This is a genomic window from Pectinatus sottacetonis (genome assembly GCF_015732155.1).
GTDB classification, from domain to species: domain Bacteria; phylum Bacillota; class Negativicutes; order Selenomonadales; family Selenomonadaceae; genus Pectinatus; species Pectinatus sottacetonis.
Genome location: NZ_WIQK01000001.1, coordinates 1,838,027 through 1,860,988, shown reverse-complemented (window position 1 = coordinate 1,860,988; position 22,962 = coordinate 1,838,027). Strand labels below are relative to the sequence as shown.

General features: G+C 36.0%; 25 protein-coding genes and 8 tRNA genes. 15 read left to right on the top strand and 18 right to left on the bottom strand.

Annotated elements, in window-relative coordinates; translation table 11 throughout:
• Positions 1-4: 4 nt before the first annotated feature.
• From cbiB to htpX, 15 genes are all read left to right on the top strand, one after another.
• Positions 5-988 carry an adenosylcobinamide-phosphate synthase CbiB gene (gene cbiB, locus I6760_RS08745; RefSeq protein ID WP_196594072.1) on the top strand — a complete coding sequence of 328 codons (984 nt, stop codon included), beginning with the start codon at positions 5-7 and terminating at the stop codon, positions 986-988.
• Positions 989-1,028: 40 nt separating this feature from the next.
• Positions 1,029-1,562: a cob(I)yrinic acid a,c-diamide adenosyltransferase gene (cobO, locus tag I6760_RS08740; RefSeq protein WP_196594071.1), complete on the top strand. Its 534-nt coding sequence runs from the start codon at positions 1,029-1,031 to the stop codon at positions 1,560-1,562.
• A gap of 51 nt (positions 1,563-1,613) precedes the next feature.
• Positions 1,614-2,486 (top strand): ABC transporter ATP-binding protein, encoded by an 873-nt coding sequence (locus I6760_RS08735; RefSeq protein ID WP_231036176.1) that lies wholly within the window; start codon positions 1,614-1,616, stop codon positions 2,484-2,486.
• Positions 2,486-3,226: an ABC transporter permease gene (locus I6760_RS08730; protein ID WP_196594069.1), complete on the top strand. Its 741-nt coding sequence runs from the start codon at positions 2,486-2,488 to the stop codon at positions 3,224-3,226. The genes I6760_RS08735 and I6760_RS08730 overlap by 1 nt, the downstream gene beginning before the upstream one ends.
• Before the next feature lie 92 nt (positions 3,227-3,318).
• A complete protein-coding gene (gene tgt, locus I6760_RS08725; RefSeq protein ID WP_196594068.1) occupies positions 3,319-4,434 on the top strand; it encodes a tRNA guanosine(34) transglycosylase Tgt in 1,116 nt (371 codons plus the stop codon).
• Positions 4,435-4,516: 82 nt separating this feature from the next.
• Positions 4,517-4,810: a preprotein translocase subunit YajC gene (yajC, locus tag I6760_RS08720; RefSeq protein WP_196594067.1), complete on the top strand. Its 294-nt coding sequence runs from the start codon at positions 4,517-4,519 to the stop codon at positions 4,808-4,810.
• On the top strand, positions 4,788-5,363 hold the full coding sequence (locus I6760_RS08715) for a 5-formyltetrahydrofolate cyclo-ligase (RefSeq protein ID WP_196594066.1): 576 nt from the start codon (positions 4,788-4,790) through the stop codon (positions 5,361-5,363). The genes yajC and I6760_RS08715 overlap by 23 nt, the downstream gene beginning before the upstream one ends.
• Before the next feature lie 241 nt (positions 5,364-5,604).
• Positions 5,605-6,315, top strand: coding sequence for a PP2C family protein-serine/threonine phosphatase (locus I6760_RS08710; RefSeq protein WP_196594065.1), 711 nt, complete (start codon positions 5,605-5,607; stop codon positions 6,313-6,315).
• Positions 6,316-6,331: 16 nt separating this feature from the next.
• Positions 6,332-6,673 carry a hypothetical protein gene (locus tag I6760_RS08705; protein WP_196594064.1) on the top strand — a complete coding sequence of 114 codons (342 nt, stop codon included), beginning with the start codon at positions 6,332-6,334 and terminating at the stop codon, positions 6,671-6,673.
• A gap of 392 nt (positions 6,674-7,065) precedes the next feature.
• Positions 7,066-8,301 carry a protein translocase subunit SecD gene (gene secD, locus I6760_RS08700; RefSeq protein WP_196594063.1) on the top strand — a complete coding sequence of 412 codons (1,236 nt, stop codon included), beginning with the start codon at positions 7,066-7,068 and terminating at the stop codon, positions 8,299-8,301.
• Positions 8,298-9,221, top strand: a complete 924-nt coding sequence (gene secF, locus I6760_RS08695; RefSeq protein ID WP_196594062.1) for a protein translocase subunit SecF — start codon at positions 8,298-8,300, stop codon at positions 9,219-9,221. Before secD ends, secF begins: the two co-directional genes overlap by 4 nt.
• Positions 9,222-9,428: 207 nt before the next feature.
• Positions 9,429-10,280 carry a pyridoxamine kinase gene (locus I6760_RS08690; protein ID WP_196594061.1) on the top strand — a complete coding sequence of 284 codons (852 nt, stop codon included), beginning with the start codon at positions 9,429-9,431 and terminating at the stop codon, positions 10,278-10,280.
• Between the two features lie 46 nt (positions 10,281-10,326).
• A complete protein-coding gene (locus I6760_RS08685; protein WP_196594060.1) occupies positions 10,327-10,980 on the top strand; it encodes a TatD family nuclease-associated radical SAM protein in 654 nt (217 codons plus the stop codon).
• Between the two features lie 176 nt (positions 10,981-11,156).
• On the top strand, positions 11,157-11,891 hold the full coding sequence (locus I6760_RS08680; protein ID WP_330997987.1) for a YjbE family putative metal transport protein: 735 nt from the start codon (positions 11,157-11,159) through the stop codon (positions 11,889-11,891).
• 148 nt (positions 11,892-12,039) lie between these two features.
• The gene (gene htpX / locus I6760_RS08675; RefSeq protein ID WP_196594059.1) at positions 12,040-12,915 is read left to right on the top strand and encodes a zinc metalloprotease HtpX; all 876 of its coding nucleotides are present in this window, start codon (positions 12,040-12,042) and stop codon (positions 12,913-12,915) included.
• 208 nt (positions 12,916-13,123) lie between these two features.
• Here htpX and I6760_RS08670 read toward each other — a convergent pair whose 3' ends face one another.
• From I6760_RS08670 to I6760_RS08585, 18 genes are all read right to left on the bottom strand, one after another.
• On the bottom strand, positions 13,124-13,576 hold the full coding sequence (locus tag I6760_RS08670) for an N-acetyltransferase (protein WP_196594823.1): 453 nt from the start codon (positions 13,574-13,576) through the stop codon (positions 13,124-13,126).
• Positions 13,577-13,595: 19 nt separating this feature from the next.
• Entirely contained in the window at positions 13,596-14,234 is a 639-nt protein-coding gene (gene nth / locus I6760_RS08665; RefSeq protein ID WP_196594058.1) for an endonuclease III, read from the bottom strand.
• A 5-nt stretch (positions 14,235-14,239) separates the two neighbouring features.
• Positions 14,240-14,539, bottom strand: coding sequence for a late competence development ComFB family protein (locus I6760_RS08660; protein ID WP_196594057.1), 300 nt, complete (start codon positions 14,537-14,539; stop codon positions 14,240-14,242).
• Positions 14,540-14,969: 430 nt separating this feature from the next.
• Entirely contained in the window at positions 14,970-15,131 is a 162-nt protein-coding gene (rd, locus tag I6760_RS08655; RefSeq protein WP_196594056.1) for a rubredoxin, read from the bottom strand.
• Positions 15,132-15,422: 291 nt separating this feature from the next.
• Positions 15,423-15,508: transfer RNA gene (locus I6760_RS08650), tRNA-Leu, on the bottom strand.
• A gap of 31 nt (positions 15,509-15,539) precedes the next feature.
• Positions 15,540-15,625: transfer RNA gene (locus I6760_RS08645), tRNA-Leu, on the bottom strand.
• 13 nt (positions 15,626-15,638) lie between these two features.
• Positions 15,639-15,727: transfer RNA gene (locus I6760_RS08640), tRNA-Leu, on the bottom strand.
• A gap of 14 nt (positions 15,728-15,741) precedes the next feature.
• Positions 15,742-15,815: transfer RNA gene (locus I6760_RS08635), tRNA-Gly, on the bottom strand.
• 54 nt (positions 15,816-15,869) lie between these two features.
• A tRNA-Phe gene (locus tag I6760_RS08630) sits at positions 15,870-15,945 on the bottom strand.
• 37 nt (positions 15,946-15,982) lie between these two features.
• A tRNA-Asp gene (locus I6760_RS08625) sits at positions 15,983-16,059 on the bottom strand.
• A 6-nt stretch (positions 16,060-16,065) separates the two neighbouring features.
• A tRNA-Val gene (locus tag I6760_RS08620) sits at positions 16,066-16,141 on the bottom strand.
• Positions 16,142-16,150: 9 nt separating this feature from the next.
• Positions 16,151-16,225 (bottom strand) — tRNA-Glu (locus I6760_RS08615).
• A gap of 198 nt (positions 16,226-16,423) precedes the next feature.
• Positions 16,424-17,911 (bottom strand): lysine--tRNA ligase, encoded by a 1,488-nt coding sequence (gene lysS, locus I6760_RS08610; protein WP_196594055.1) that lies wholly within the window; start codon positions 17,909-17,911, stop codon positions 16,424-16,426.
• Between the two features lie 12 nt (positions 17,912-17,923).
• Entirely contained in the window at positions 17,924-18,400 is a 477-nt protein-coding gene (gene greA, locus I6760_RS08605) for a transcription elongation factor GreA (RefSeq protein WP_196594054.1), read from the bottom strand.
• A 480-nt stretch (positions 18,401-18,880) separates the two neighbouring features.
• Positions 18,881-19,687, bottom strand: coding sequence for a Cof-type HAD-IIB family hydrolase (locus I6760_RS08600; protein WP_196594053.1), 807 nt, complete (start codon positions 19,685-19,687; stop codon positions 18,881-18,883).
• Between the two features lie 24 nt (positions 19,688-19,711).
• Positions 19,712-21,031, bottom strand: coding sequence for an ABC transporter substrate-binding protein (locus tag I6760_RS08595; protein WP_231036175.1), 1,320 nt, complete (start codon positions 21,029-21,031; stop codon positions 19,712-19,714).
• Positions 21,009-21,716, bottom strand: a complete 708-nt coding sequence (locus tag I6760_RS08590) for a response regulator transcription factor (RefSeq protein ID WP_196594052.1) — start codon at positions 21,714-21,716, stop codon at positions 21,009-21,011. The genes I6760_RS08595 and I6760_RS08590 overlap by 23 nt, the downstream gene beginning before the upstream one ends.
• A complete protein-coding gene (locus I6760_RS08585) occupies positions 21,716-22,711 on the bottom strand; it encodes a sensor histidine kinase (protein WP_231036174.1) in 996 nt (331 codons plus the stop codon). The genes I6760_RS08590 and I6760_RS08585 overlap by 1 nt, the downstream gene beginning before the upstream one ends.
• Between the last annotated feature and the right edge of the window lie 251 nt (positions 22,712-22,962).

Here is a 22,962-nt window from a genome sequence, read left to right as displayed (position 1 = left end):
ATATATGATAACATCGGCAATAATAGTAATATGTGCTTTTATAATAGATACAATTATAGGAGATCCCAACAGTAAATATCATCCGGTGGCTGTTATGGGACGTCTGGTGGGAATCCTTGATTCACTACTATATAGGAAAAAAGCCAATGACCCCGTTAAATTAGTACTGGGATTAATCTTATCCATAATATGCCTTAGCACTGCCTATTGGCTCACACGCGGCATTATTTGGGGAATGGAATTATTAAAATTCAACTGGTGGATAAAAATCTTTTTAGATGCAGTAATCTTAAGTTTTATGATCTCACCTAAATCCCTTATGCAGGCAGGTCTTGGCGTTATAAATAATCTCATACATGATGATATTGAAGCAGCACGAGAAAAAGTTCATTATATTGTAGGACGTGATGTCAATAATATGGATGAAGCTGAAATGGTCAGAGCCACAATAGAAACCATCGCAGAAAATACCACGGATGGAATTATTTCTCCATTATTTTTCTTTTTTATCGGCGGTTTACCATTAGCAGTTTTATATCGTATGGCTAATACACTTGATTCAATGGTCGGTTATAAAAATGATAGATATCTTTATTTTGGCAGGGCATCAGCCCGTATAGATGATATTTTAAACCTTATTCCGGCAAGGATTGCCGGAATTTTGATTGTAATTTCCGCTGCTATATTACATTTTGATTATAAAAACGCCTGGAAAATAATGAAAAGAGATGCCAAAAAACATCCCAGCCCCAATGGAGGATTTACCGAAGCTTCTGTAGCAGGAGCATTGAACATACGGTTAGGCGGACAAAACTATTATTTTGGCAAACCGCATTTTCGTGCATATATGGGCGATCCATACCAAAAATTATGTGCCAGACACATTGTATCTGCAATACAACTCATGTATACTGCAACTGTTTTATTTATTGCCCTGGTAATCATACTTCTGCCAATTGTTCCTTTATGGTGGCATTCTGGGTTCTAACTATAAAATTTCTATAAAAATATATTAAAGGAAGATATTTATGAAAACAACTGGTCTTATTATCGTCAATACTGGAAATGGCAAAGGAAAAACTACAGCTGCGCTTGGTCTGGCTTTAAGGGCATGGGGACAAAAACTACGCATTTTAATAATACAATTTATAAAAGGTAATACAAGTTATGGTGAACTTGAAGCATTGGCTGCCTTGCCAGGCAATAGGCTGCAAATCTACCAAATGGGCGAGGGATTTACCAGGAAAAATACCGGCGTTGAACAAGCTGATCATATAAAAGCCGCCCAAAAAGCTCTTGAAAAAGCATATGCAGAAGAACTCAGTCATAGTTGGGATATGATTATTCTCGATGAAATAAACTATGCCGTAAAATTTAACTTATTAAAAACTGACGATGTATTAAAAATAATTAAAAACAAACCACCAGAACTGCATTTAGTGCTTACAGGCCGTGATGCTGCTGCGCCAGTAATTGAAAAAGCTGATTTGGTAACAGAAATGACAGAAATAAAGCATCCCTATAAAAAAGGCATAAAAGCACAAAAGGGTATTGAATTTTAACCGCAATTTTTAATATATAATATAGAATAATCTCTGAAAGAAGGAATGCGGTTGCTGCGGCTTTGCACACTTAAAAAAGTTTTTTCCTATAAAAATGCTCTAGGAAAAACTGACGACAAAATTGCTGTCGATAATTTAAATTTGCAGATAAATAATAATGAAATTTTTGGCCTGCTCGGTCCTAACGGCGCAGGAAAAACTACAACTATCCGGATGCTTACTATGCTTACTAAGCCTACTTCTGGTAAAATATATTATGATAATTTAACTACTGACGAAAACCCTAAAAATATAAAAGGACTTATTGGTGTGGTTCCCCAGCATATAAATTTCGACCAAGATTTAACCATTGGAGAAAATATGCACTTACACGGCCGACTGCACCATATGACAAAACAGGCTCGTGTCAGCCGTATAAATGAGCTGCTTTCCTATGTCGAACTTTCCGACAGAATAAATGACAGTGTTCGTTCTTTATCTGGCGGTATGCAGCGGCGACTCTTAATAGTACGGGCGCTTATGCATAAACCATCTATATTGTTTCTAGATGAACCAACAGTTGCATTAGATCCACAGGTCAGGCGACGTATATGGGATTTAATACGAAAAATGCACCAACTCGGCGTAACAATAGTCCTGACTACCCATTATATCGAAGAAGCAGAATCGCTGTGCGGTCGTGTAGCAATAATGAATAGGGGTAAATTGATCGCACTTGATTCTCCTGATAATTTAAAAGAAAAAATTGGTCAATATGTTGTTGAATGGGATAATGACAATGCCGAACGCAATTTTAAAATATTCCAGAATAAAAAAGCGGCCCAGACTTTTGCAGCACAGCTCCAGCAAAGCAATATTCTGCAGCGCCGTTCTAATCTGGAAGATGTTTTTGTCGAATTAACCGGAAAAAAGGTGAATAATTGATGTTATATGATATTTTTACTGCATTTTGGCGTGACTGGGTAGTACTAAAACATCGCATGATAAAATTTATTTTAAGCAGGATGGTAGCTCCTATCCTTTATTTAGTTGCTTTCGGCTGGGGTCTGGGGAAAAGCATCCACACTACAGGCGGTGGTTCTTATTTAGACTTTCTCGTCCCCGGAATATTGGCACTAAACTCAATGAATATATCATTCAACAGTCTAGCCCCTTTACATGGCGAGCGTGTTTACCATAAAAGTATTGAAGAATATTTCACTGCTCCTATAAAACCCATATCATTCGCCATCGGTAAAATTATGGCAGCAGTTTTACGTGGTATGATATCATCAGCTATTATTATATTACTTTCTTATGCATTTGGAGCAAATTTCCACATAACATCTTTATTCCTCCTAGTGCTTATATTAAACTGTACTATATTTGCCGAAATTGGCTTTTATGCAGCAATGACTATATCATCTTATGAGGATATGGGGCGATTTAATACATATATATTACTGCCAATGTCATTTTTATGCGGTACATTTTTTTCTACGAGCAAACTACCAACAGCACTTTATTATTTCATTCATGCATTGCCCCTGACTCATGCCAGCCTTTTACTCAGAAGTATTGGTCAAGGTCGATCGGCCAATGGTATTTCTTTAGCAATTCTTATTTTTTACACTATTATTTGTTTTTTCCTGTGCTCATATGCCCTAAAAAAAAACCAGGAATAATATTAATATCTAAATAAAAAACTATCTTTGATATAAATATTATTTTTATGTTATAATTTTATCTACTAATTAATTATAAACGGAGAAAATTTATGCCAGCTATTACCTATGAACTAATAAAACAATGTCCTGTTACCGGTGCACGCGCAGGAATATTACATACACCACATGGCAGTTTCGAAACCCCAATTTTTATGCCAGTGGGAACACAAGCTTCAGTAAAAACTTTATCACCAGAAGAACTAAAACAGCTTGGCGCAGGAATAATCCTCAGCAATACTTATCATTTATTCTTACGACCTGGTACAAATATAGTCCGTGAGGCGGGCGGACTGCATAAATTTATGAATTGGGACAGGGGTATTCTTACAGACAGTGGTGGTTTCCAAGTATTCAGTCTCGGAGATCTACGAAAAATCTCCGAAGAAGGGGTTGAATTCAGGTCACATATTGATGGTTCCAAAAAATTTCTATCCCCGGAAATAGCCACAAAAGCCCAAATGGATCTAGGTGCTGATATAATAATGGCTTTTGACGAATGTATTCCTTATCCAGCTGAATATGATTATGCCAAAAAATCTACACAAAGAACTCTGCGCTGGACTAAACGCTGTAAAGACACATTAACCAGGTCTGATCAGGGATTATTTGGTATTGTCCAGGGTGGTATGTATGAAGACCTGCGTAAATACTGTGCTGACGAATTAATTAACATGGATCTGCCTGGATATGCCATTGGCGGATTAAGTGTAGGAGAACCCAAGGAAATGATGTACAGCGTTCTCGATTATACTGCTAATTATCTTCCTACTAATAAGCCGCGCTATCTCATGGGCGTAGGTACTCCTGACTGTCTGGTGGAAGGTGTTAAGCGTGGTATTGATATGTTCGACTGTGTATTTCCGACAAGAGTCGGCAGGAATGGTACTGCCATGACTTGGAATGGCAGAATGATCATCAAAAATGCTGAATTTGAACATGATTTCGGCCCTATTGATGAAAATTGTGATTGTTATACCTGCCGTAATTATTCCCGGGCATATATCAGACATTTGGTTAAAGTAAACGAAGTTTTTGGCCTGCGGCTTTTAACTCTTCATAATCTGCATTTTCTTATTGACTTTATGAAAAAAATGCGGCAGTCAATAATAGATGACAAGTTTGTCCAGTTTTATGATAAGTTTGCATATAAATATATATCTAAGTAGAGGAGTAATTTTCTATTTTGTCGAACTAAAACAACTATAGTTATTTTAGTAATAACTAATTTTATTAAGGAGTGTTTTATTAATGAACATTGAACAGTTACAATCTTTTGCCTTTCCCGTACTGCTGGTAGTTATTTTTTATTTTCTGCTCTATCGTCCTCAAAAAAGGCAGCAAAAAAAGCGCCAGGAAATGCTTAGTGCCGTTAAGGTAGGCAGCCGTGTTGTAACTATCGGCGGTATTTATGGTGAAGTATTATCGATAAATGAAGACCGCATAAGATTAAAAATTGCAGAAAATGTAGAAATTGATCTTTCACGTTCTGCCATCAGTAGTAATATCAGCAAAGAAAAAAATGACGCAGCTAACGCAAAATAAAAAAAAATTACGTCAGAGAATGCTCTCTATAAGACATTCTCTCGCGCGAGAAAAAATTATTGAACAAAGTATCCTCATAAATAATCTTTGCCTTACTTCTAAAATTTATGAAAAAGCATCCTGCATTATGGCCTATGCTGCAATGCAGGATGAAGTACAGACAGATATTATCCTTAAAGATACTTTGGCTAGGGGAAAAACACTATGCCTGCCTTATATTACCGATTTAAAAAAGGGGTTAATGAAAGCAACCGTAGTTAATAGTCTTACGGATCTTGTTCCGGGTAAAGCTGGTATTTTATCACTGCCTGCCAATAAAATTTCTTTTATACAGCCGCAGGCAATAAATCTTATTATTGTTCCAGGTGTTGCTTTTTCTCTTACTAAAAATCGTCTTGGTATGGGTGGTGGATTCTATGATAGATTTTTACCACAAGCTAAAAATGCTATTAGTGTGGGGTTCTTTTTTTCCTGCCAAGAATCCATATCACTTCCTATTAATGGATATGATGTTCCTCTTGATACTATTTTCACAGAAAAAGGCATAATTTAATAAATATATTTCATAAAAATCACACATACTACAAATCTAAATAAAACCGTGGGACACACGGAGATAGCCCATTCATGACATTATCCAATGGGAAGGGACTTGTTGCCATGATATTATTACATAAATATCCATAGTCTGCTCCATTTTTTAAGTAAAGACAATTGCGTATATATGTATTTATGACAAATAATGTTACGTACTTAGCCTCATGTCACAAAGTTATAAGGAAGTTTTCTTTAACATGGAAATAAAAACCGCAATAGCTAAAACAACCCGCTATGCCATGGAATTTAATGGTGATACTTGTGATATTGCTGAACGCCCGCAAGGCGGCATATCACTTATTCTTGCAGATGGTCAGGGCCACGGCCTTCCGGCACACCATACCAGCGGATTAGTGGTTAACCGGGCAGTATCGCTTATCAGCGACGGAACACGTGATGGCGCTGTTGCTCGTGCTGTCCACGATTATCTCTATGCGGCCAAGGATAAAAAAGTTTCCTGCACCCTTACAGTTATAAGTGCAGATATGGATACTGAAACAGTTGTCATGAGCCGCAATTCTAACTGTCCTGTAATTGTAAAGACAGATGATTACACTTGTGTATATGATGAAAATGTTAATCCTATAGGCGTTCATCACCATACTAAACCACTTATTTATGAACTTCCCTTAAGCCCCGGCATGGTTATTGTATCCTATACTGACGGTATCTCGTCTGCCGGCAGAAAGGTTAACAGCCAAAAAGCTGATTTTAAAAAAATTATGGATATTATAAAAAATAATCCACCTGAAGATGTTTCTTTCATCGTAAATAGTATTATGGACTATGCCTTACAACTTGATAATAATAAAGCTGGCGATGACATGACGGTTATTGCTATGGGAATTTGTGAAAAAGACAGCACCCCAGTAAAAATTCATCGGGTTACGGCATCATTTCCCTTCTAGATTGTAAGGAGTTACTATGAAAATTGCAGTTGTCGGTATCTGTGCTTCCGGTAAATCTACATTGGTAAGCGGGCTCAGAACTCTTGGTTATAATGCTTATAATTTAGCACAGGAACATTCCTGCATAAAAAAATTATGGCAGAAACGTCATCCTGATATTTTAATTCTGTTAGATGCTGATCTGATAACTGTACAGCAGCGGCGCCGCAAATCATGGACGCAGCATCATATTGATCTACAGCACAAACGACTGTCAGATGCAAAAATAAATTGCGACTTATATTTAGAAACAAGTAATTTAACAATCAATGATGTCTTACTACAAACTATAAATTTCATACAAAATCACAAACATTAAGTGATTGTAAAGATATTACCATTAAAATTGACTGTATATAACATTACAGCTATAATGAATTAGAATGATTTAATATTATATATATTTTTTCAGCGGCTTGCTGCCACCGAATTTTATTTATCTTTTTCTATATATATCTATACATATCAAACTGCACTAAGTTTAGCTAAAAAATAAATTTTCCAGTATGATATTACAATATCTATAAGAAAAATGACAGGAAATAAATTTGTCTGTTCCTATAAAAAGATAAAACCGTGAAACACACGGGGATAGTTTGTTTACAATACAACATAAGTCATATCAAAAACAAGAAGCGCCCATTTCAGATATCAGATTGACCAATGGACGCATATTACAATAGCAAAACATTTTACTTTGGAGGGATATTTTTGAAGCGGGAAAGTTTTTTGAAACTCGCTGTCGTAGTCATTGCTGTAATCGCGGTTTTTATTATGTTCATAAAACCTTTAGCATTTTCGATACGACAAGGGCTTGATTTACAAGGTGGAACACACGTAGTCCTAGAGGGAGTTGATACTCCCCAGGCAAAAGTCAATGACGATGCCATGAATCGTGTAGTAAAAATAATGGAAAACAGAGTCAATGCTATGGGGCTGACTGAACCTATTATTCAGCGCGAAGGACAGCGTCGTGTAATAGTAGAACTGCCAGGAGTAAAAAATCCTGACAAGGCTATAAATATTCTAGGAAAAACAGCTATGCTGGAATTCCGGGATGAAGACGGCAATACTGTTCTTACGGGTACAGACTTAAAGGATGCTCGGGAAGAGACTGACCAACAAGGACAAAATCTTGTTTCTCTTGAATTTAGTCCTGAAGGTGCCAAAAAATTTGCCAAATTGACAGAAGAAAATGTAGGACGTACTATTTCCATTTTGCTTGATGGGAAGGTACTTACAGCGCCTCGTGTAAACGAACCGATTACAGGCGGCAAAGCTGTCATAACAGGAAATCGTTCCCTTGAAGAAGCACATAACCTTGCTTTACTACTTCGTTCAGGAGCACTTCCAGTAAAAGTAAAAATTATTGAAACACGTACAGTAGGTCCAACACTTGGACAAGATTCAAAAGATAAAAGTGAATTTGCTTTTACTATCGGTGTAGGTGCCGTTGTCTTATTTATGCTGTTTTTCTACAGAGTTTCTGGTTTTATTGCCGATATAAGTTTAATGGCTTATGTTTTAATTTTATTATTTGCCCTAAAAATGCTCAATGCCACATTAACACTACCAGGGATTGCCGGAATAATATTATCTGTTGGTATGGCGGTAGATGCCAATGTATTAATTTTTGAACATTTTAAAGAAGAAATCCGGTCTGGAAAAACACTGCGCTGGGCGATGGATTCCGGCTTTAAACGTGCATTTACCACTATTTTTGATTCTAATCTGACTACAATAATAGCTGCTGTAGTTTTATTCTTCTTCGGTACCGGTCCTATCCGCGGCTTTGCTATAACGCTTGGTCTAGGCGTTATTTTAAGTATGTTTACTGCTATAACTATGACACAATATTTGTTAAAATGGCTTATAGCTTCTAACATAATACATAATCCGCACTTATTCGGTGCTTCTTTATTTACAGAAAAGGCGGTGAAAAAATGAAACGGTTTGATATTGTAGGCCATCGGAAAATATGGTATTCTTTTTCCTCCTTGATCATTATTGCCGGTCTTATCTGCATGTTTACCAAGGGATTTAATTTAGGCATAGATTTTACTGGCGGTACATTGATAGATTTAAAATTCGAACAAGCCGTAAATATAAATGATGTCCGTAAAACAATGGATGATTATGGTTTAGGCAACAGCCAGATACAATTGTCAGGAAAAAGCAACAATTCATTAAAAGCCACCGATGTAATGATCCGTACTAAAGATTTATCGCAATCAGAACGACAAAATATAATGTCTGGCTTAAAGCAAAAACTAGGTAATTATAAAGTACTGCGAGAAGAAAAAGTTGGTGCAACAATTGGGCGAGAATTAATAATGAATGCCGTCTGGGCAACACTTTTATCATGGCTGCTAATTATTGCATATGTTTCCTATAGATTTGAATTCAAATTTGGTTTAGCCGCTATTCTGGCATTAGTCCATGATACATTGGTAGTATTGAGTATATTTTCTTTAACACAAAAGGAAATAGATTCATCCTTTATTGCTGCTATTTTAACTATTGTTGGCTTCTCTGTTAATGATACAATAGTAATTTTTGACCGTATCCGAGAAAATTTAAAACTGCATTTCCGTCGTGGCGGTGATATTGAAGAATTAGCCAATCACAGTATCTACCAAACTCTTACCCGCTCTATATATACAGTAACTACTGTTTTGGTAACAACTATATCATTGTATGTTTTTGGTGGTGATACAACTAGAGACTTTGCTTTTGCCCTAATAGTAGGTTTTGCTTTTGGTTCATATTCTTCCATATTTACAGCAACGCCGCTGTGGCTGACATTTCGTGAATACAGTGAAAAAAGACATGCTCAAAAGCGCATTAACGCTAACGCTGCAAAATAATTTATATAAAAACTCCGCAGGATAGTTAGTATCTAAGCGGAGTTTTTATATAAATATATATTTTCAAAGGCAGCCTCCTAAATTTTCTCCATATCATTTATACTATATATTTGGGTTTTCTCAGTCAGCTTAAACAAACAGGAAACCCCGTATATAATATTTTATTATTGACAAACAATATCTACCAGATAAACTTACGGAGCAAAAATGAAACAAAAAAAAATAGCACTTATCAATGATATAACCGGATTTGGCAGATGTTCAACAACCGTTGAGCTGCCTATTATTTCTGCCCTTAAAGTACAAGCCTGTCCTTTTCCCACAGCCATTTTATCTGCACATACGGGTTTTCCTGCATATTTTATGAATGATTACACACAAAACATGCGGCCATATATGAAAAACTGGCAAAAATTACATCTACATTTTGATGGTATCCTTACCGGCTTTTTGAGCTCACAAGAACAAATTAAACTCGTATTAGAGTTTATAGAAATCTTTAAAAATGAACAACCAGCAGCTCTGTCACCGCTTCTTATAGTAGATCCGGTAATGGGAGATAATGGTAAATTATATTCGTCTTATACACCACAGCTATGTAAAGAAATGAAAAAACTCCTGGCTGATGCAGACATCATAACTCCTAATCTGACAGAAGCCTGTAATTTACTAGATATGAATTATCCCGAACACGGAATAATTAGTAATAATCGACTTTTTTCCATGTGTGAACAATTAACAAGGCTTCATACTAACGATCATTCTACTATAAAAATAATTATAACTGGCATTAACCGCGGTAAAAGCATCGGCAATTTTATCTATGAAAATAATACAGGAAAAATTATGGAATTCACAAAAATCGGCAGGGAACACTCCGGCACGGGTGATGCTTTTGTTGCAATTATTGCTGCATCATTAGTAAAAAATGAATCTTTGATTTCTTCCGTAGCCAAAGCGGCCGAATTTGTAAAAAAATCTTTAATTTATACAGAATATTTAAATATTCCTTGGAATGAGGGCATTTGTTTTGAAGAATATCTTACTACTTTAAAATAAAAGTATATTGTATTACACTATTTATTAATTTATAAGGAGAATTCCTATGATTTTATACGCTGCTGAAAATGGTAAATTTATTGAATATACTGATGCTGTGGCTAAACTACCACAAAAAAAACATAATTTATATGTTAATATTACAAATCAATGCAACTGTGCCTGCACTTTTTGTTTGAGAAGTTTAAAAAAAATGCCTGAAAACCATTCTCTATGGCTAAAAAAAGAGCCTACTATAAGCGAAATCGAAGCAGCTTTTACACATATTGATAAAAACACTGTAAATGAAGTAGTCTTCTGTGGTTTTGGTGAACCTACCATGCGTTTAGAAACCCTTATTTCTGCTTTGCAATATGTTCGTAAAATTTGGCCGGAACACAATATACGTCTCAATACCAACGGGCTGTCCTCTTTGTATTATAACAAGGATACTGCAATTCTATTTAAAGACCTACTTGACACCATATCTATAAGTCTCAATGCATCCAATGCCCAAAAATATCTGGCTGTTACTCGTACATCTCTCGGCTTATCTGCCCATAAAGCTATGCTTAAATTTGCCCAAGAATGCCAAAAATATATACCACATGTTATCCTGACCATAGTCGACAGTATCGGCAGAGAGGAAATTACTGCTTGCCAAAATCTGTGCCAAAAATACAATCTATTTTTACGTATCCGTCCATATGAGGCGAACTAAAAATTTTCTGCTAAATATTGCAAATTAAATTATTTCATGGTATATTAATAGATAGAAAAATAGTTTTACTCAATAAGGGGAGTAGCTGTACAGTCGATGATCGTCAATACGAATAGAGATTCTATTCCGGTGCGGCTGGCAATTAAAATTGTAAGCAAGACCTTGTTTTATGGAATATATTATGTTCTATAAGGCAGGGTCTTTTTGTATACTTATGGAAGAAGGTTTTATTACTGGAAGGATTATTATCATGGGAATGGCTTACCGCTCTGAGCGGAATACTTCTGCTTGACCTGGTGCTCAGTGGTGACAATGCGATTTTAATAGCACTTGCCTGCAAAAATCTGCCACAAAAACATCATCTAAAGGCAATGGTTATCGGCTGTGCCGGTGCTGTTATAATTCGCATAATACTTACAGTATTTGCCACTAAACTATTATCAATGGCCGGTATTCAATTTATCGGCGGACTGGCATTATTCTATATTGCTTTAAAACTACTTGACAATAACCATCATGCTAAATCTCTTAAATCATCATATACACTCATAGGCGCAATAAAAACTATAATGCTGGCAGATTTTATAATGAGCATCGATAATGTATTATCAATGGCTGGTGTAGCTAATACAGTCCCCGCACAAAAATGGAGCCTCATAATCTGCGGTCTAGTTATAAGCCTGCCAATTGTAATAGGCGGTGCCCAATTATTTCTATTTATAATGAATAAATTTCCTGCACTAATTTACGCAGGCAGTGCTATTTTAGGTTTTACCTCGGCTAAAATGCTCCTTATGGATAATCTGATCGGTCAATATCTTCTTCCTTTTAGTATCTGGCTGGAAATATTATTCATCTCCGTAACTATACTGTGGGGTCTTTATAAAAACGGCCATTCCGTTAAATCCTGATACTCCCACTATTTATTTTGATTTATTAAAAGTATGCCATATAATATTGTGTGGAAAAGATATATGCAATATAATACCGGTATATAATATATAAAATTATTAAAGGATATTTTATTTAAGTACACATATTATTTTGGAGGAATATACTATGAATATGTTAAAAACAACTGCACTAATGGCTCTGCTGATGGCATTACTTGTAGCTGTCGGCGGATTTGTCGGCGGACAACATGGTGCTCTTATAATGTTTGTAATCGCCCTAGGTATGAATTTTTTTTCATACTGGTTTAGTGATTCTATTGTATTAAAAATGTCCGGTGCTCATGAAGTAAATGCTGAAGATGCACCTACCTTGTATAAGCTAATTGCCGAACTGACTACACGTGCTGGTCTGCCTATGCCCCGCGTATACGTTATTGAAACCGAAGCCCCAAATGCCTTTGCCACAGGCAGAAATCCCAGCCATGCAGCTGTAGCCGTCACTACTGGAATAATGAAAACACTCGAATATGATGAGTTGGCAGGCGTTCTAGGCCATGAATTAACACATGTTAAAAACCGTGATATCCTGATTAGCTCTATAGCTGCAACCTTTGCCGCAGCTATATCTATGTTGGCAAACATGGCACAATGGGCTGCTATATTTGGTTTTGGACGCAATAATGATAATGACGATAACGGTGGAATACTTGGTCTTTTAGCCACTATAATCATTGCTCCTTTAGCAGCAACTATTATTCAAATGGCAATTTCCCGTTCACGTGAATACGCTGCTGATAAAGGCGGTGGTGAAATATGCGGCAATCCGCTTGCCCTCGCTTCCGCACTGGAAAAAATAGAATATTATGCCCGCCATATGGCAACAATACCCTATGCTTCCCAATCTACAGAACATATGTATATAATAAATCCATTTTCTGGAAAAAACATGTCATTTGCAACACTTTTTTCCACTCATCCGGCAACAGCAGATCGTATAAAACGCTTAAAAGAACAAGCAACAAATAATTCACTTACAAAATAAATATTTTCCCTGTACGTTAAAAACAGGACTATCGCGCAAATAATATTTATATCATAAATATACACCCATCTCCACCCTTCTAAAAGTAAACAAGGGTAAGAACTATATATTATGATAAAAGTGTTAACCTGCAATAGTCCCGTTTTTATTTTTAGTCAACAGCTTGCTAATTACGCTGCTCATTCATTATTATTTTTGTTGCTTATAATTATTTAAGTACCATGGCAATTTCATCACAATTAGGAAATTTAGGACAGTCAATACATTCCTTCCACACTTTTTGTGGCAATTCATCTTTACTTACTTCATAAAATCCCAATGAATTAAAAAACTCCGGCTGATAAGTCAAAGTAAAAAATTTTTTTACTCCTAATTTTTTCCCATCATCAATAAGACGTTTTACTATTTTTGTTCCAATATGCTGTCGTACAGCTTTTTCTGATACTGCTAAAGTACGTACTTCAGCTATACCATCCCAAACAATGTGAAGTCCACCTGTCCCTACTATTTCTCCCTTATCATTTTCTACAACTACCATATCACGCAGTGTTTCATATAATTGATTACGGGAGCGTGCCAGCATAAGGCCTTTCTCGGCATATGAATATACTAATTCATGAATTGCCTCTACATCAGTAAAAACTGCATTACGATAAATAATAAATTCGCCCCCATTCTAATTAATTAACAAGTGATGCCGAAGGACATAAATCGTTGAGGGGACATTGCTGGCACAATGGATGCCTTGCCTTGCAAATTTTGCGCCCGTGCCATATAAGCCAATGATGCGCTTTTGACCATTTTTCTTTAGGAATTGCCTTTTGCAACCCTTTTTCCACTTCTGCCGGTGTAGTACCTTCAGCTAATTTTAAACGGTTAGACACCCTAAATACATGCGTATCAACCGCTATTGCTGGACGATTAAAAGCTATACTTGAAACGACATTAGCAGTTTTTCGCCCTACACCTGGCAATGAAAGAAGGTCTTCATAATTTTTTGGAACTTGTCCTTTATATTCATTACAAAGTTTTTCACAAGTATTAAAAATATTTTTGGCCTTATTATGAAAAAGTCCACAATCATGAATTTCCTCTTCAAGTTTTACTATTCCCATATTTAATATTTTTGCAGGAGTATCTGCTTTCTTAAATAACCGTCGCGTAGTAATATTTACCCGCACATCAGTACACTGCGCAGATAATATCACTGCCACAAGTAATTCAAATGGATTAGAAAATTCCAAAGCAGACTTCGTATCGTGATAAACACTTTCCAAACGTTCAATCATTTCTGCTTTAATTTTCTTTGTAACACGCACGAATATCACTCCAGTTTCTTTTCTTTAGAAGTTGTATTGTGATGAGGATTTTTACTAACTATTTCTATAGCCTGTGCCACTACCTGCATTATTTCCGCGTATTGATCCTTATTATAAATATCCAATCGCGTATACGTGTCACCAATATCTGTCCCCACATATTTAGGTGGTAAATGATTAAGTGCTAGTGCTGCCATATCATTAAGACATTGATCGCATTTACAGGCATTAGGATAAGATTTTATCATTTTCTCTATCATTTCTATGACAAAACTTTCCATACAGTTTTTAACATGTATATTCATAATATCACTTGATCATAAAGTTGACCAAATATTCACTCCATTCCCTTGTATAGTGATAAACAACCAATTACATTGACAAATAAATTAAAAGTATATATGATATAAATTTCCTTATTCAATCATATACATCCTAATTATTACATTATTGGACTTTATTTGCCAATTATTTGAATCTTCACACCTAAGATAATAATATTTTCATCATGCTATAAATTAAAATACACAAGTTAAATCTATTAACTCGTGTACTAATAATATATACCACTAATTAAATTAAAGCATTAAAATAGCCGATTACTGTTAGATATATTTAATGACATAAACAGTTGACCCTATTATTGCAGTTTTTACAATTATTCCCCCTGCCTGTATTGCCACTTAAAGGTGGGGGGATAATTGCCTTTTCGTTGAAATTTATACAAATGGCATCTTATTCCTGCAGTTCAAACTGATCCTTACCAACACCGCACAATGGACACACAAAATCATCAGGCAAATCTTCAAATGGTACTCCTGGTGCTAAATCGTAATCAGGATCTCCTTTTTCTTCATCATAAATCCATCCGCAGACAGAGCAAACCCATTTTTTCATAATAAAAACCTCCTATGTATATATCTTGAATCTCCCACGACTAAAGTCGCGGGGTTACTGCTTCACCGATAGCTGCACCAACAATGCATCTATTATCTCCAGGCTATCCCCGTAGTTCTACGGTTCTTTTTACAGCCTAAGCTCACGACTAAAGTCACGAATGTGCGGCTCCAATTTAAGCAATATAACTTCTTCTATTTTAGTATATTACTTAGTATTTTGCAACAGACTAATAAAATATCTGTATAACACAAAAAACTGAAATCAAATGATTTCAGCTAATAACCGGATTGGTGCGGTCGATGGGACTTGAACCCATATGACTTGTGGTCACTACCCCCTCAAAGTAGCGCGTCTGCCTATTCCGCCACGACCGCATTGTATAATGAAAAGGTATTAAATTTTATTTGGTGCGGCCGAGTGGATTTGAACCACCACAGAGTTTCCTCCACTAGCGCCTGAAGCTAGCGCGTCTGCCGTTTCGCCACGACCGCCTATAATAAAAGATGGTGCCGAGGACCGGAATCGAACCGGTACGGATATTTCTATCCGCGGGATTTTAAGTCCCGTGCGTCTGCCAGTTCCGCCACCCCGGCATTTATCTTCTTTATGGAGCGGGTGATGGGAATCGAACCCACGTGACTAGCTTGGAAGGCTAGGGCTCTACCATTGAGCTACACCCGCATATCAGCCAATAAATTGACTCATACAGCATAACCAACTAAAACTAAAAAATAATGGTGCCTCAGAGCGGAATCGAACCACTGACACGGGGATTTTCAGTCCCCTGCTCTACCGACTGAGCTACCGAGGCAATATATCAACTTCAAAACATGAAGGGGATAACAAAATGGCGACCCGAATGGGATTTGAACCCATGACCTCCGCCGTGACAGGGCGGCATTCTAACCAACTAAACTACCGGGCCGGAATATGGTGGGCGATAACAGGATCGAACTGCTGACATCTTGCTTGTAAGGCAAGCGCTCTCCCAGCTGAGCTAATCGCCCATATTATTTTGGTGACGCCTATGGGATTCGAACCCATGAACCCGCCGTGAAAGGGCGGTGTCTTAACCGCTTGACGAAGGCGCCATTATACCATGCTACACTTTACCAACTGTAATTTTCATCTTGTTAGTTCAGCATCAGCAACGGATATTATAATATCATATCCACAGTTATAATGCAATACTTTTTATAAAAAAACTTTGTTTTTATTTTTTTACTGCATATAATTTTTAGTTTAATTAAAACTATATGCAGTAAAATTTACAACTGTAACTACAAAATTTATTCGACTGGTTTATTTTTCATATGAGGAAACAGTATTACATCACGAATAGATGGGCTATCTGTTAACAACATTACCAAACGATCTACACCTATTCCTAATCCACCAGTAGGCGGCATACCATATTCAAGTGCCATAATAAAATCCTCATCCATCATATGAGCTTCATCATCACCATGTTCACGCTGCTCCTGCTGATCAATAAAGCGCTGTTTCTGATCGATAGGATCATTTAATTCAGAAAATCCATTAGCTAGTTCACGCCCATAAATAAATAATTCAAAGCGATCAACGTATTCTGGATTTTCCTTATTCCGCTTCGCAAGAGGTGATACATCTGTCGGATATTGAATCACAAAAGTCGGTTGAATAAGTGTTTCTTCAACTTTTTCATCAAATATCTGATACATGATTTCTCCAATACTATGATACTGTTCATAAGGCACTTTCAGCTCATCAGCTATACTTCTGGCCTGTTCTACAGTAGTTACCTGAGAAAAGTCTTTTCCTACAGCTTCCCTTACTGCATCTATCATTGTAATGCGGCGGACATTTCCCAAATCAATTTTTGTTTCCTGGTAGGTAATAACAGTAGTCCCTAATACATCTTTGGCAACCTGAGCTATAAGAGCTTCTGTCATATCCATTACATCATTATAATCAGCAAAGGCCTGATAAGTTTCAACTGATGTAAATTCTGGATTATGGCGATTATCTACGCCTTCATTTCTAAAAATCCGGCCAATTTCATAAACGCGTTCCAAACCACCTACTATGAGTCTTTTCAAATACAATTCCGTAGCAATACGCAAGTACATATCCATGTCTAGGGCATTGTGATGGGTGATAAAAGGACGAGCATTAGCTCCGCCTGCTATCGGATTCATAACTGGTGTTTCTACTTCAAGAAAACTTTTATTATCGAGGAAACGGCGGATAGCCTGGATAATTTTTGTTCTGTTCATAAAAGTATGTTTTACATCTGGATTTACGATAAGATCGAGATACCGTTGACGATAACGTGTTTCTACATCCTTCAAGCCATGAAATTTTTCCGGCAGCGGACGAAGTGATTTTGCGCCAATACTAAAAGTCTTTACTTTTACAGTTATTTCACCACGATGGGTTTTAAATACGCTACCTTCAAGACCTATAATATCGCCTATATCAAGTAATTTAAAATCTGCATACTGTTCTTCACCCATAACATCCAACCGGAAATATACCTGAATATTACCTGTTATATCAGCTACAACGGCAAAGCTGGCTTTTCCATGGCCGCGTATAGCCATGAGACGTCCAGCTATTCTTACATCCTTTTCTTCCAGCGCTGCAAAATTCTCCAATATATCTTTAGCATGATGAGTCACTATGTATTTTCTGCCAAACGGTTCAATACCTTTATCAATAAATTCCTGCATTTTATCACGACGTACCTGCATTAATTCATTTACATCCTGATTTTCCTGATTCTGATGCTTAGCCATTTATATCCTCCATTACTTCATTTCCATTATTTTATATTTTAATATTCCAGTCGGCACTTTTACATCAACAGTATCACCGACTTTATGTCCCAATACTGCTGCTCCTACTGGGGATTCATTAGAAATTTTTCCTTCTGTAACGTCTGCTTCTGCGGACCCTACTATTGTATATGTTTCATCTTCATTAAATTCCATATCACGAATTACCACTGTGTTTCCTAAACGGATTACTCCACTGCTATCTTTAGATGTGTCATGGATAACATCACTTTCGCGCAGGACTTTTTCTAAACGAAGAATTTCTCCTTCAATAAATGCTTGTTCATTTTTAGCGTCATCATATTCCGAGTTTTCACTAATATCGCCAAAATCGATAGCCTGTTTTATACGTTGAGCTACTTCTATACGACGAACACTTTTCAAATTTTCTAATTGTTTCTCAAGTTTTTTTAAGCCTTCCTCGGTTAAAATACTACGCTTTTCTGACATAATTATGCTCTCCCTTATAAATAGCGTTCTTATTTAGACGGAGTTAATATCCCTATGAAGCTTAAAAATCATCATCTATGAATTAATTTCTTAATCTATTATTACAAATACATAAATAATCATGTTTAGAAATTTTCATTTGATAAATGAAATTTATTTGTTTCTCGATATTAAATCCTCATAACTAAAATTATTAAATTCCTGCTTCATTGAGAATAAAAACTCAGGTTTTGTTTTATCTCTCCAAAGGCGTAACTTCCCGTAGTTCCTACGGTAGATATTAATATTTTAATAAAATCAGCGGTTTATCATCTGTTATTATGACAGATACGCTTATTTCAATAGTAAAATATATTTATTAAGCAGTGAATATTATAAGGAGTGTCAAATATGTCTTGACACTCTTTTTGATTATATGTTCTTTTTATATGTTTGTCAATTTAACTGATTTCAAATCATTTTATAATTATTACATCTTCCTCAACTAATTATTTTAAGCTTTCTCAGTGCATTATATATACCATCTGAATCATTTGAATCAGTTACCATCTTAGCAGCCCGTTTTATTTCATCTGGTGCATTTCCCATTGCTATTCCCATTCCTGCATATTCCAGCATGTCAATATCATTATAATTATCACCAAAAGCAATTATTTCTTCTTTTCTTATATTAAACTGTCCAGCAAAATACTTTATTGCTTCTGCCTTAGAAACAGTACTGTCTATTATTTCCAGCAAAGTATCACCTGACCTTATAACTGTGAGTTCTTTATATCTGCCGGACAAGTGCCTTTCCAGCTGCTGGCATTCTTTAGGTGCTGCCATACATAAAAGTTTATGCGGCAGTATTTTATCTATTACTAATTTTTCAAAGCCACACTGGCATGGCTCAACTCCGGTAATTTCTATTTCTCTTCTCACATATGGGTCATTAATATTTTGTACATACCATTTATCATCAGTATAATAATTCATCGCAACCGTATTCGAATACTGTACAATTTCTTTTATTATTTTTTTTACTACATCCGCTTTCAGATACTTACTGTAAAACTTCTTCTTATCCGACAGTAAAATCAAAGCTCCATTATAGCTTATAAGCGGAATGTTTTGCCCTAATTTATCTGCAAGGGGAATAATTGCTCCCGGCATGCGGGCTGACACTAATACAAATATAATCCCACGACTCACAATTTGCTGCACCGCAGCTACGGTACTGGGCAACAATTGATGTTTAGAATTAATAACCGTCCCGTCAATATCAGAAAAAACTGCTTTATATATCATATACTCTCCCTCGTCCATAATTTATCATTTCTGCAAAAAGTCATTTATTTTTTTTTGCACTTTATTCAGTGCATTATTGAAAGCCATTGTCCCCTGGATAATCTTTCCTATTTCATTATCAGCCATCAGCATAGCTATCGCATATTTCTTAAACTTAGGTGGAGCAGCAGCACCTCGCATAACCTCACTTACAACTGCTACATTCATTTTTTCATCACCAGGCATAGAGTTTCTGAATATTTTTCCGGCAGTATCTGATTCTACAACTTTTTTTATTACCGGAAGACCTTCTGAATCTTCTAAAACAAGTTTTTGAATTTTTTCCTCATAACAGAGTTCTTTGAGAAATTCCCAAGCAATTTTTTTATGAGTACTACGACTGCTCATTCCTATAAGCAGTGTATCTAACTGAGATATATTTTTTCCTGATGGTCCTGCTGGCAGTTTTATGCAATCCCATTCAAAAGAAGAATATTTTTTTATGCGCCAGGGATAAGGCTTATAAGTTCTATACTGGGCAAACGTAAATGGTCTAAAAGCCACTTTTCCTGTGTCAAAATCCTTGGAAGTCACCTTATACCCATGATTTATCTTTTTTAATGCAATCATAAACTTTACAACATCCTTCATTTTATCATCGGCAAAGTATGAATATCTTCCATCATCCCTAAACAGTTTTACTCCGTCAGTAACAGCTGCTTGCTGCCATGTATAATCATAACAGCCAAATTGGTCAATAACGCCATCTCCATCAGTATCTTTGGTAACTTTACGACATATATTAATAAAATCCTGCCACGTCCATTTATTTGAAGGCATAGGAATTCTTTCTCTTTTGAGCAACGTTTTATTTACAAACATCAGTGTTGGTATACTTTCAAAGGGCAGTGCATATTGCTGCTGTTTATACTTTCCATAATCAAGAGCAGATTTATAATATTCTTCACAGGAAAAGTTCTTGTCACTGTCTATAAAATGATCAAGATTTTCCAATAGTCCCATTGATGTATACAAATTGAAATCATCTGATAAAACCATAAAGACATCTGGTTCCTGTCCTTTTAACACCTGCTCAGCCAACCATTCAGCATATTCGTTTTTAGGAATTCCATTCACATAAACAATTTTTACATACGGATTCTTCGTTTCAAAATCTTTTATAGCAGCATCTATTACCTTATAAGAATCTCCTGCCGGAACGTTCCAGTTGCTGCCAGAAAAAATTCCTACACGGATAATAACCTTACCATCTTTATGTTCACGATAATACTCTATACCCCATAACAAACTAAATATCAGCAGTACACTTATTCCTATTAGTCTATATTTTTTCTTTAAAAACATTCTGCCCATCCTGAATATCATGTTCCAATTTATTACTTATCCCAGTCTGGACTGCCCATATAGCCAGCTGAGTACGATCACGCAGTTCCAATTTGCTGAGTACTGAGCTTAAATTATTGCGTACAGTTCCTTCCGATAAGTTTAAATTCATCGCAATTTCCTTATTGGAACAGCCTCTTCCCACGTAACATATTACTTTTTTTTCCGTACGTGTCAATTCAGCGATACCGTTTTCTGTTACAGTAATAGAAAAATTACTCTGCGCCATTTTAGAAAACAACTTAACTACTTTAGTTATTATGTTCACATTTATCATCGCTCCGCCATTTATGACAGTACGTACAGCATTGGAAAGTTCTGCCACAGATACTCCTTTTAACAGATATCCGCTGGCTCCATATTTTAATGCATTGTATACATATTCATCATCATCAAACGTCGTCAAAATTATAATTTTGATATTTGGATACTTTTCTTTTATTAATCTCGTACATGCCACCCCATCAATATGCGGCATTCTTACATCCATCAATATAATATCTGGTTTATTCTTTTCCAAAACCCGCATTACTTTAGAACCATTTTCTGCTACAGACACAACTTTCATATCAGGATTCATGTTTAATACGATTTTCAAACTCTCACGAATAAGTTCCTGATCGTCAGCTATCATCACTTTGATCATTATTCATCACCTCTTTTTCCTATTGGTATAAATACTTCTATAATAAAACCACTATCATTTCTATACTCCAGCCGACCTTTTAATAACTCTATTCTTTCCTGCATATGACGCAGTCCAAATCCTTTGACAATATTGTTACACCCCCTACCATCATCTTTTATCATAATATTTAGCCAATTTACCTGCTGCTGTATACTGATCAAAACATGCCGGGCTTTACCATGTCTGTTAGCATTGGTTATTCCTTCCTGAATAACTCGATAAACGATTTCTTCTTCGTCTTCACGTAAGGACTGCGGCCAGCAGTTACAGTTTAACAGTATATCAATACCCGCAGTAATAGAAAATTCTCTTGTCATCTGCAGCAGAGCTTCTTTTAAAGAAAATCTTTCCAAGTTATCCGGTCTTAACTTTTTCACTGAACGTCGAACATCATTCATGCCATGGCGTGCTATGTTATTAATCACTGGAAGCTGCTTCTTGGTAAATTCCGGCACTTCGTCTATTGTTGCAATACAGGCATCTATACCTGCTATTATACCTGTAAGCGCATGCCCCAAAGTGTCATGAATTTCTCTTGCCAGCCGATTACGCTCCCGTGTTTCTGCCATACTCTCCGCTTCAATAGCATATAATCTAAGCTTTTCATTAACTATATTCAGCTCTTCATTCAAGGACTTTATCCTTTCCTTTTCCTGATGTTGATTCTGCACTAGTATAATTATATATAAAACAAATACTATCATATTAAAAGCAGTGAATATATTACAGGCAGCTTTTAATACGCCCTGTGCCAATGGATCATAATAAGAAATATATGCTTCAAGCGGTACCATCTTCAGCTGGAATACAGCCAGATTATAACTGGCGATTAAATAAAGCCCCAGCATTGCCAGTATCAGTATTATTCGTTGATTTTTCCCCCGATAGCCACTGACCAAATCAGCTACGATGATCAAAACTACCCCATTATAGGCCATGTTTATACTTCTCATAACAATAAGGCAAGTACATATTTCCAGAAAGAGTACAATATATTTCCTTCCCATTTTATGTATAACACAGTGTTGATATATATTACTAAAAATAATTAATAATAAAAATGATCCTATTGTTAAAAACAAAATTTTATGAACTGGCCAAGGTGGTGCATCAAGCGAAGCCAAAAACGTTCTTGCCAACAAAGAATTATTTATTTTTATCTGTGTAATACACATAAACGCAGCAAAAAATAAAACGACTGCGG

Coding starts and splice junctions, on each gene's coding strand:
- cbiB (WP_196594072.1), top strand. CDS start 5: ATGATAACATCGGCAATAATAGTAATATGTGCTTTTATAATAGATACA.
- cobO (WP_196594071.1), top strand. CDS start 1,029: ATGAAAACAACTGGTCTTATTATCGTCAATACTGGAAATGGCAAAGGA.
- I6760_RS08730 (WP_196594069.1), top strand. CDS start 2,486: ATGTTATATGATATTTTTACTGCATTTTGGCGTGACTGGGTAGTACTA.
- tgt (WP_196594068.1), top strand. CDS start 3,319: ATGCCAGCTATTACCTATGAACTAATAAAACAATGTCCTGTTACCGGT.
- yajC (WP_196594067.1), top strand. CDS start 4,517: ATGAACATTGAACAGTTACAATCTTTTGCCTTTCCCGTACTGCTGGTA.
- I6760_RS08715 (WP_196594066.1), top strand. CDS start 4,788: ATGACGCAGCTAACGCAAAATAAAAAAAAATTACGTCAGAGAATGCTC.
- I6760_RS08710 (WP_196594065.1), top strand. CDS start 5,605: ATGGAAATAAAAACCGCAATAGCTAAAACAACCCGCTATGCCATGGAA.
- I6760_RS08705 (WP_196594064.1), top strand. CDS start 6,332: ATGAAAATTGCAGTTGTCGGTATCTGTGCTTCCGGTAAATCTACATTG.
- secF (WP_196594062.1), top strand. CDS start 8,298: ATGAAACGGTTTGATATTGTAGGCCATCGGAAAATATGGTATTCTTTT.
- I6760_RS08690 (WP_196594061.1), top strand. CDS start 9,429: ATGAAACAAAAAAAAATAGCACTTATCAATGATATAACCGGATTTGGC.
- I6760_RS08685 (WP_196594060.1), top strand. CDS start 10,327: ATGATTTTATACGCTGCTGAAAATGGTAAATTTATTGAATATACTGAT.
- htpX (WP_196594059.1), top strand. CDS start 12,040: ATGAATATGTTAAAAACAACTGCACTAATGGCTCTGCTGATGGCATTA.
- I6760_RS08660 (WP_196594057.1), bottom strand. CDS start 14,539: ATGAATATACATGTTAAAAACTGTATGGAAAGTTTTGTCATAGAAATG.
- rd (WP_196594056.1), bottom strand. CDS start 15,131: ATGAAAAAATGGGTTTGCTCTGTCTGCGGATGGATTTATGATGAAGAA.
- lysS (WP_196594055.1), bottom strand. CDS start 17,911: ATGGCTAAGCATCAGAATCAGGAAAATCAGGATGTAAATGAATTAATG.
- greA (WP_196594054.1), bottom strand. CDS start 18,400: ATGTCAGAAAAGCGTAGTATTTTAACCGAGGAAGGCTTAAAAAAACTT.
- I6760_RS08600 (WP_196594053.1), bottom strand. CDS start 19,687: ATGATATATAAAGCAGTTTTTTCTGATATTGACGGGACGGTTATTAAT.
- I6760_RS08595 (WP_231036175.1), bottom strand. CDS start 21,031: ATGTTTTTAAAGAAAAAATATAGACTAATAGGAATAAGTGTACTGCTG.
- I6760_RS08590 (WP_196594052.1), bottom strand. CDS start 21,716: ATGATCAAAGTGATGATAGCTGACGATCAGGAACTTATTCGTGAGAGT.
- I6760_RS08585 (WP_231036174.1), bottom strand. CDS start 22,711: ATGAGAAGTATAAACATGGCCTATAATGGGGTAGTTTTGATCATCGTA.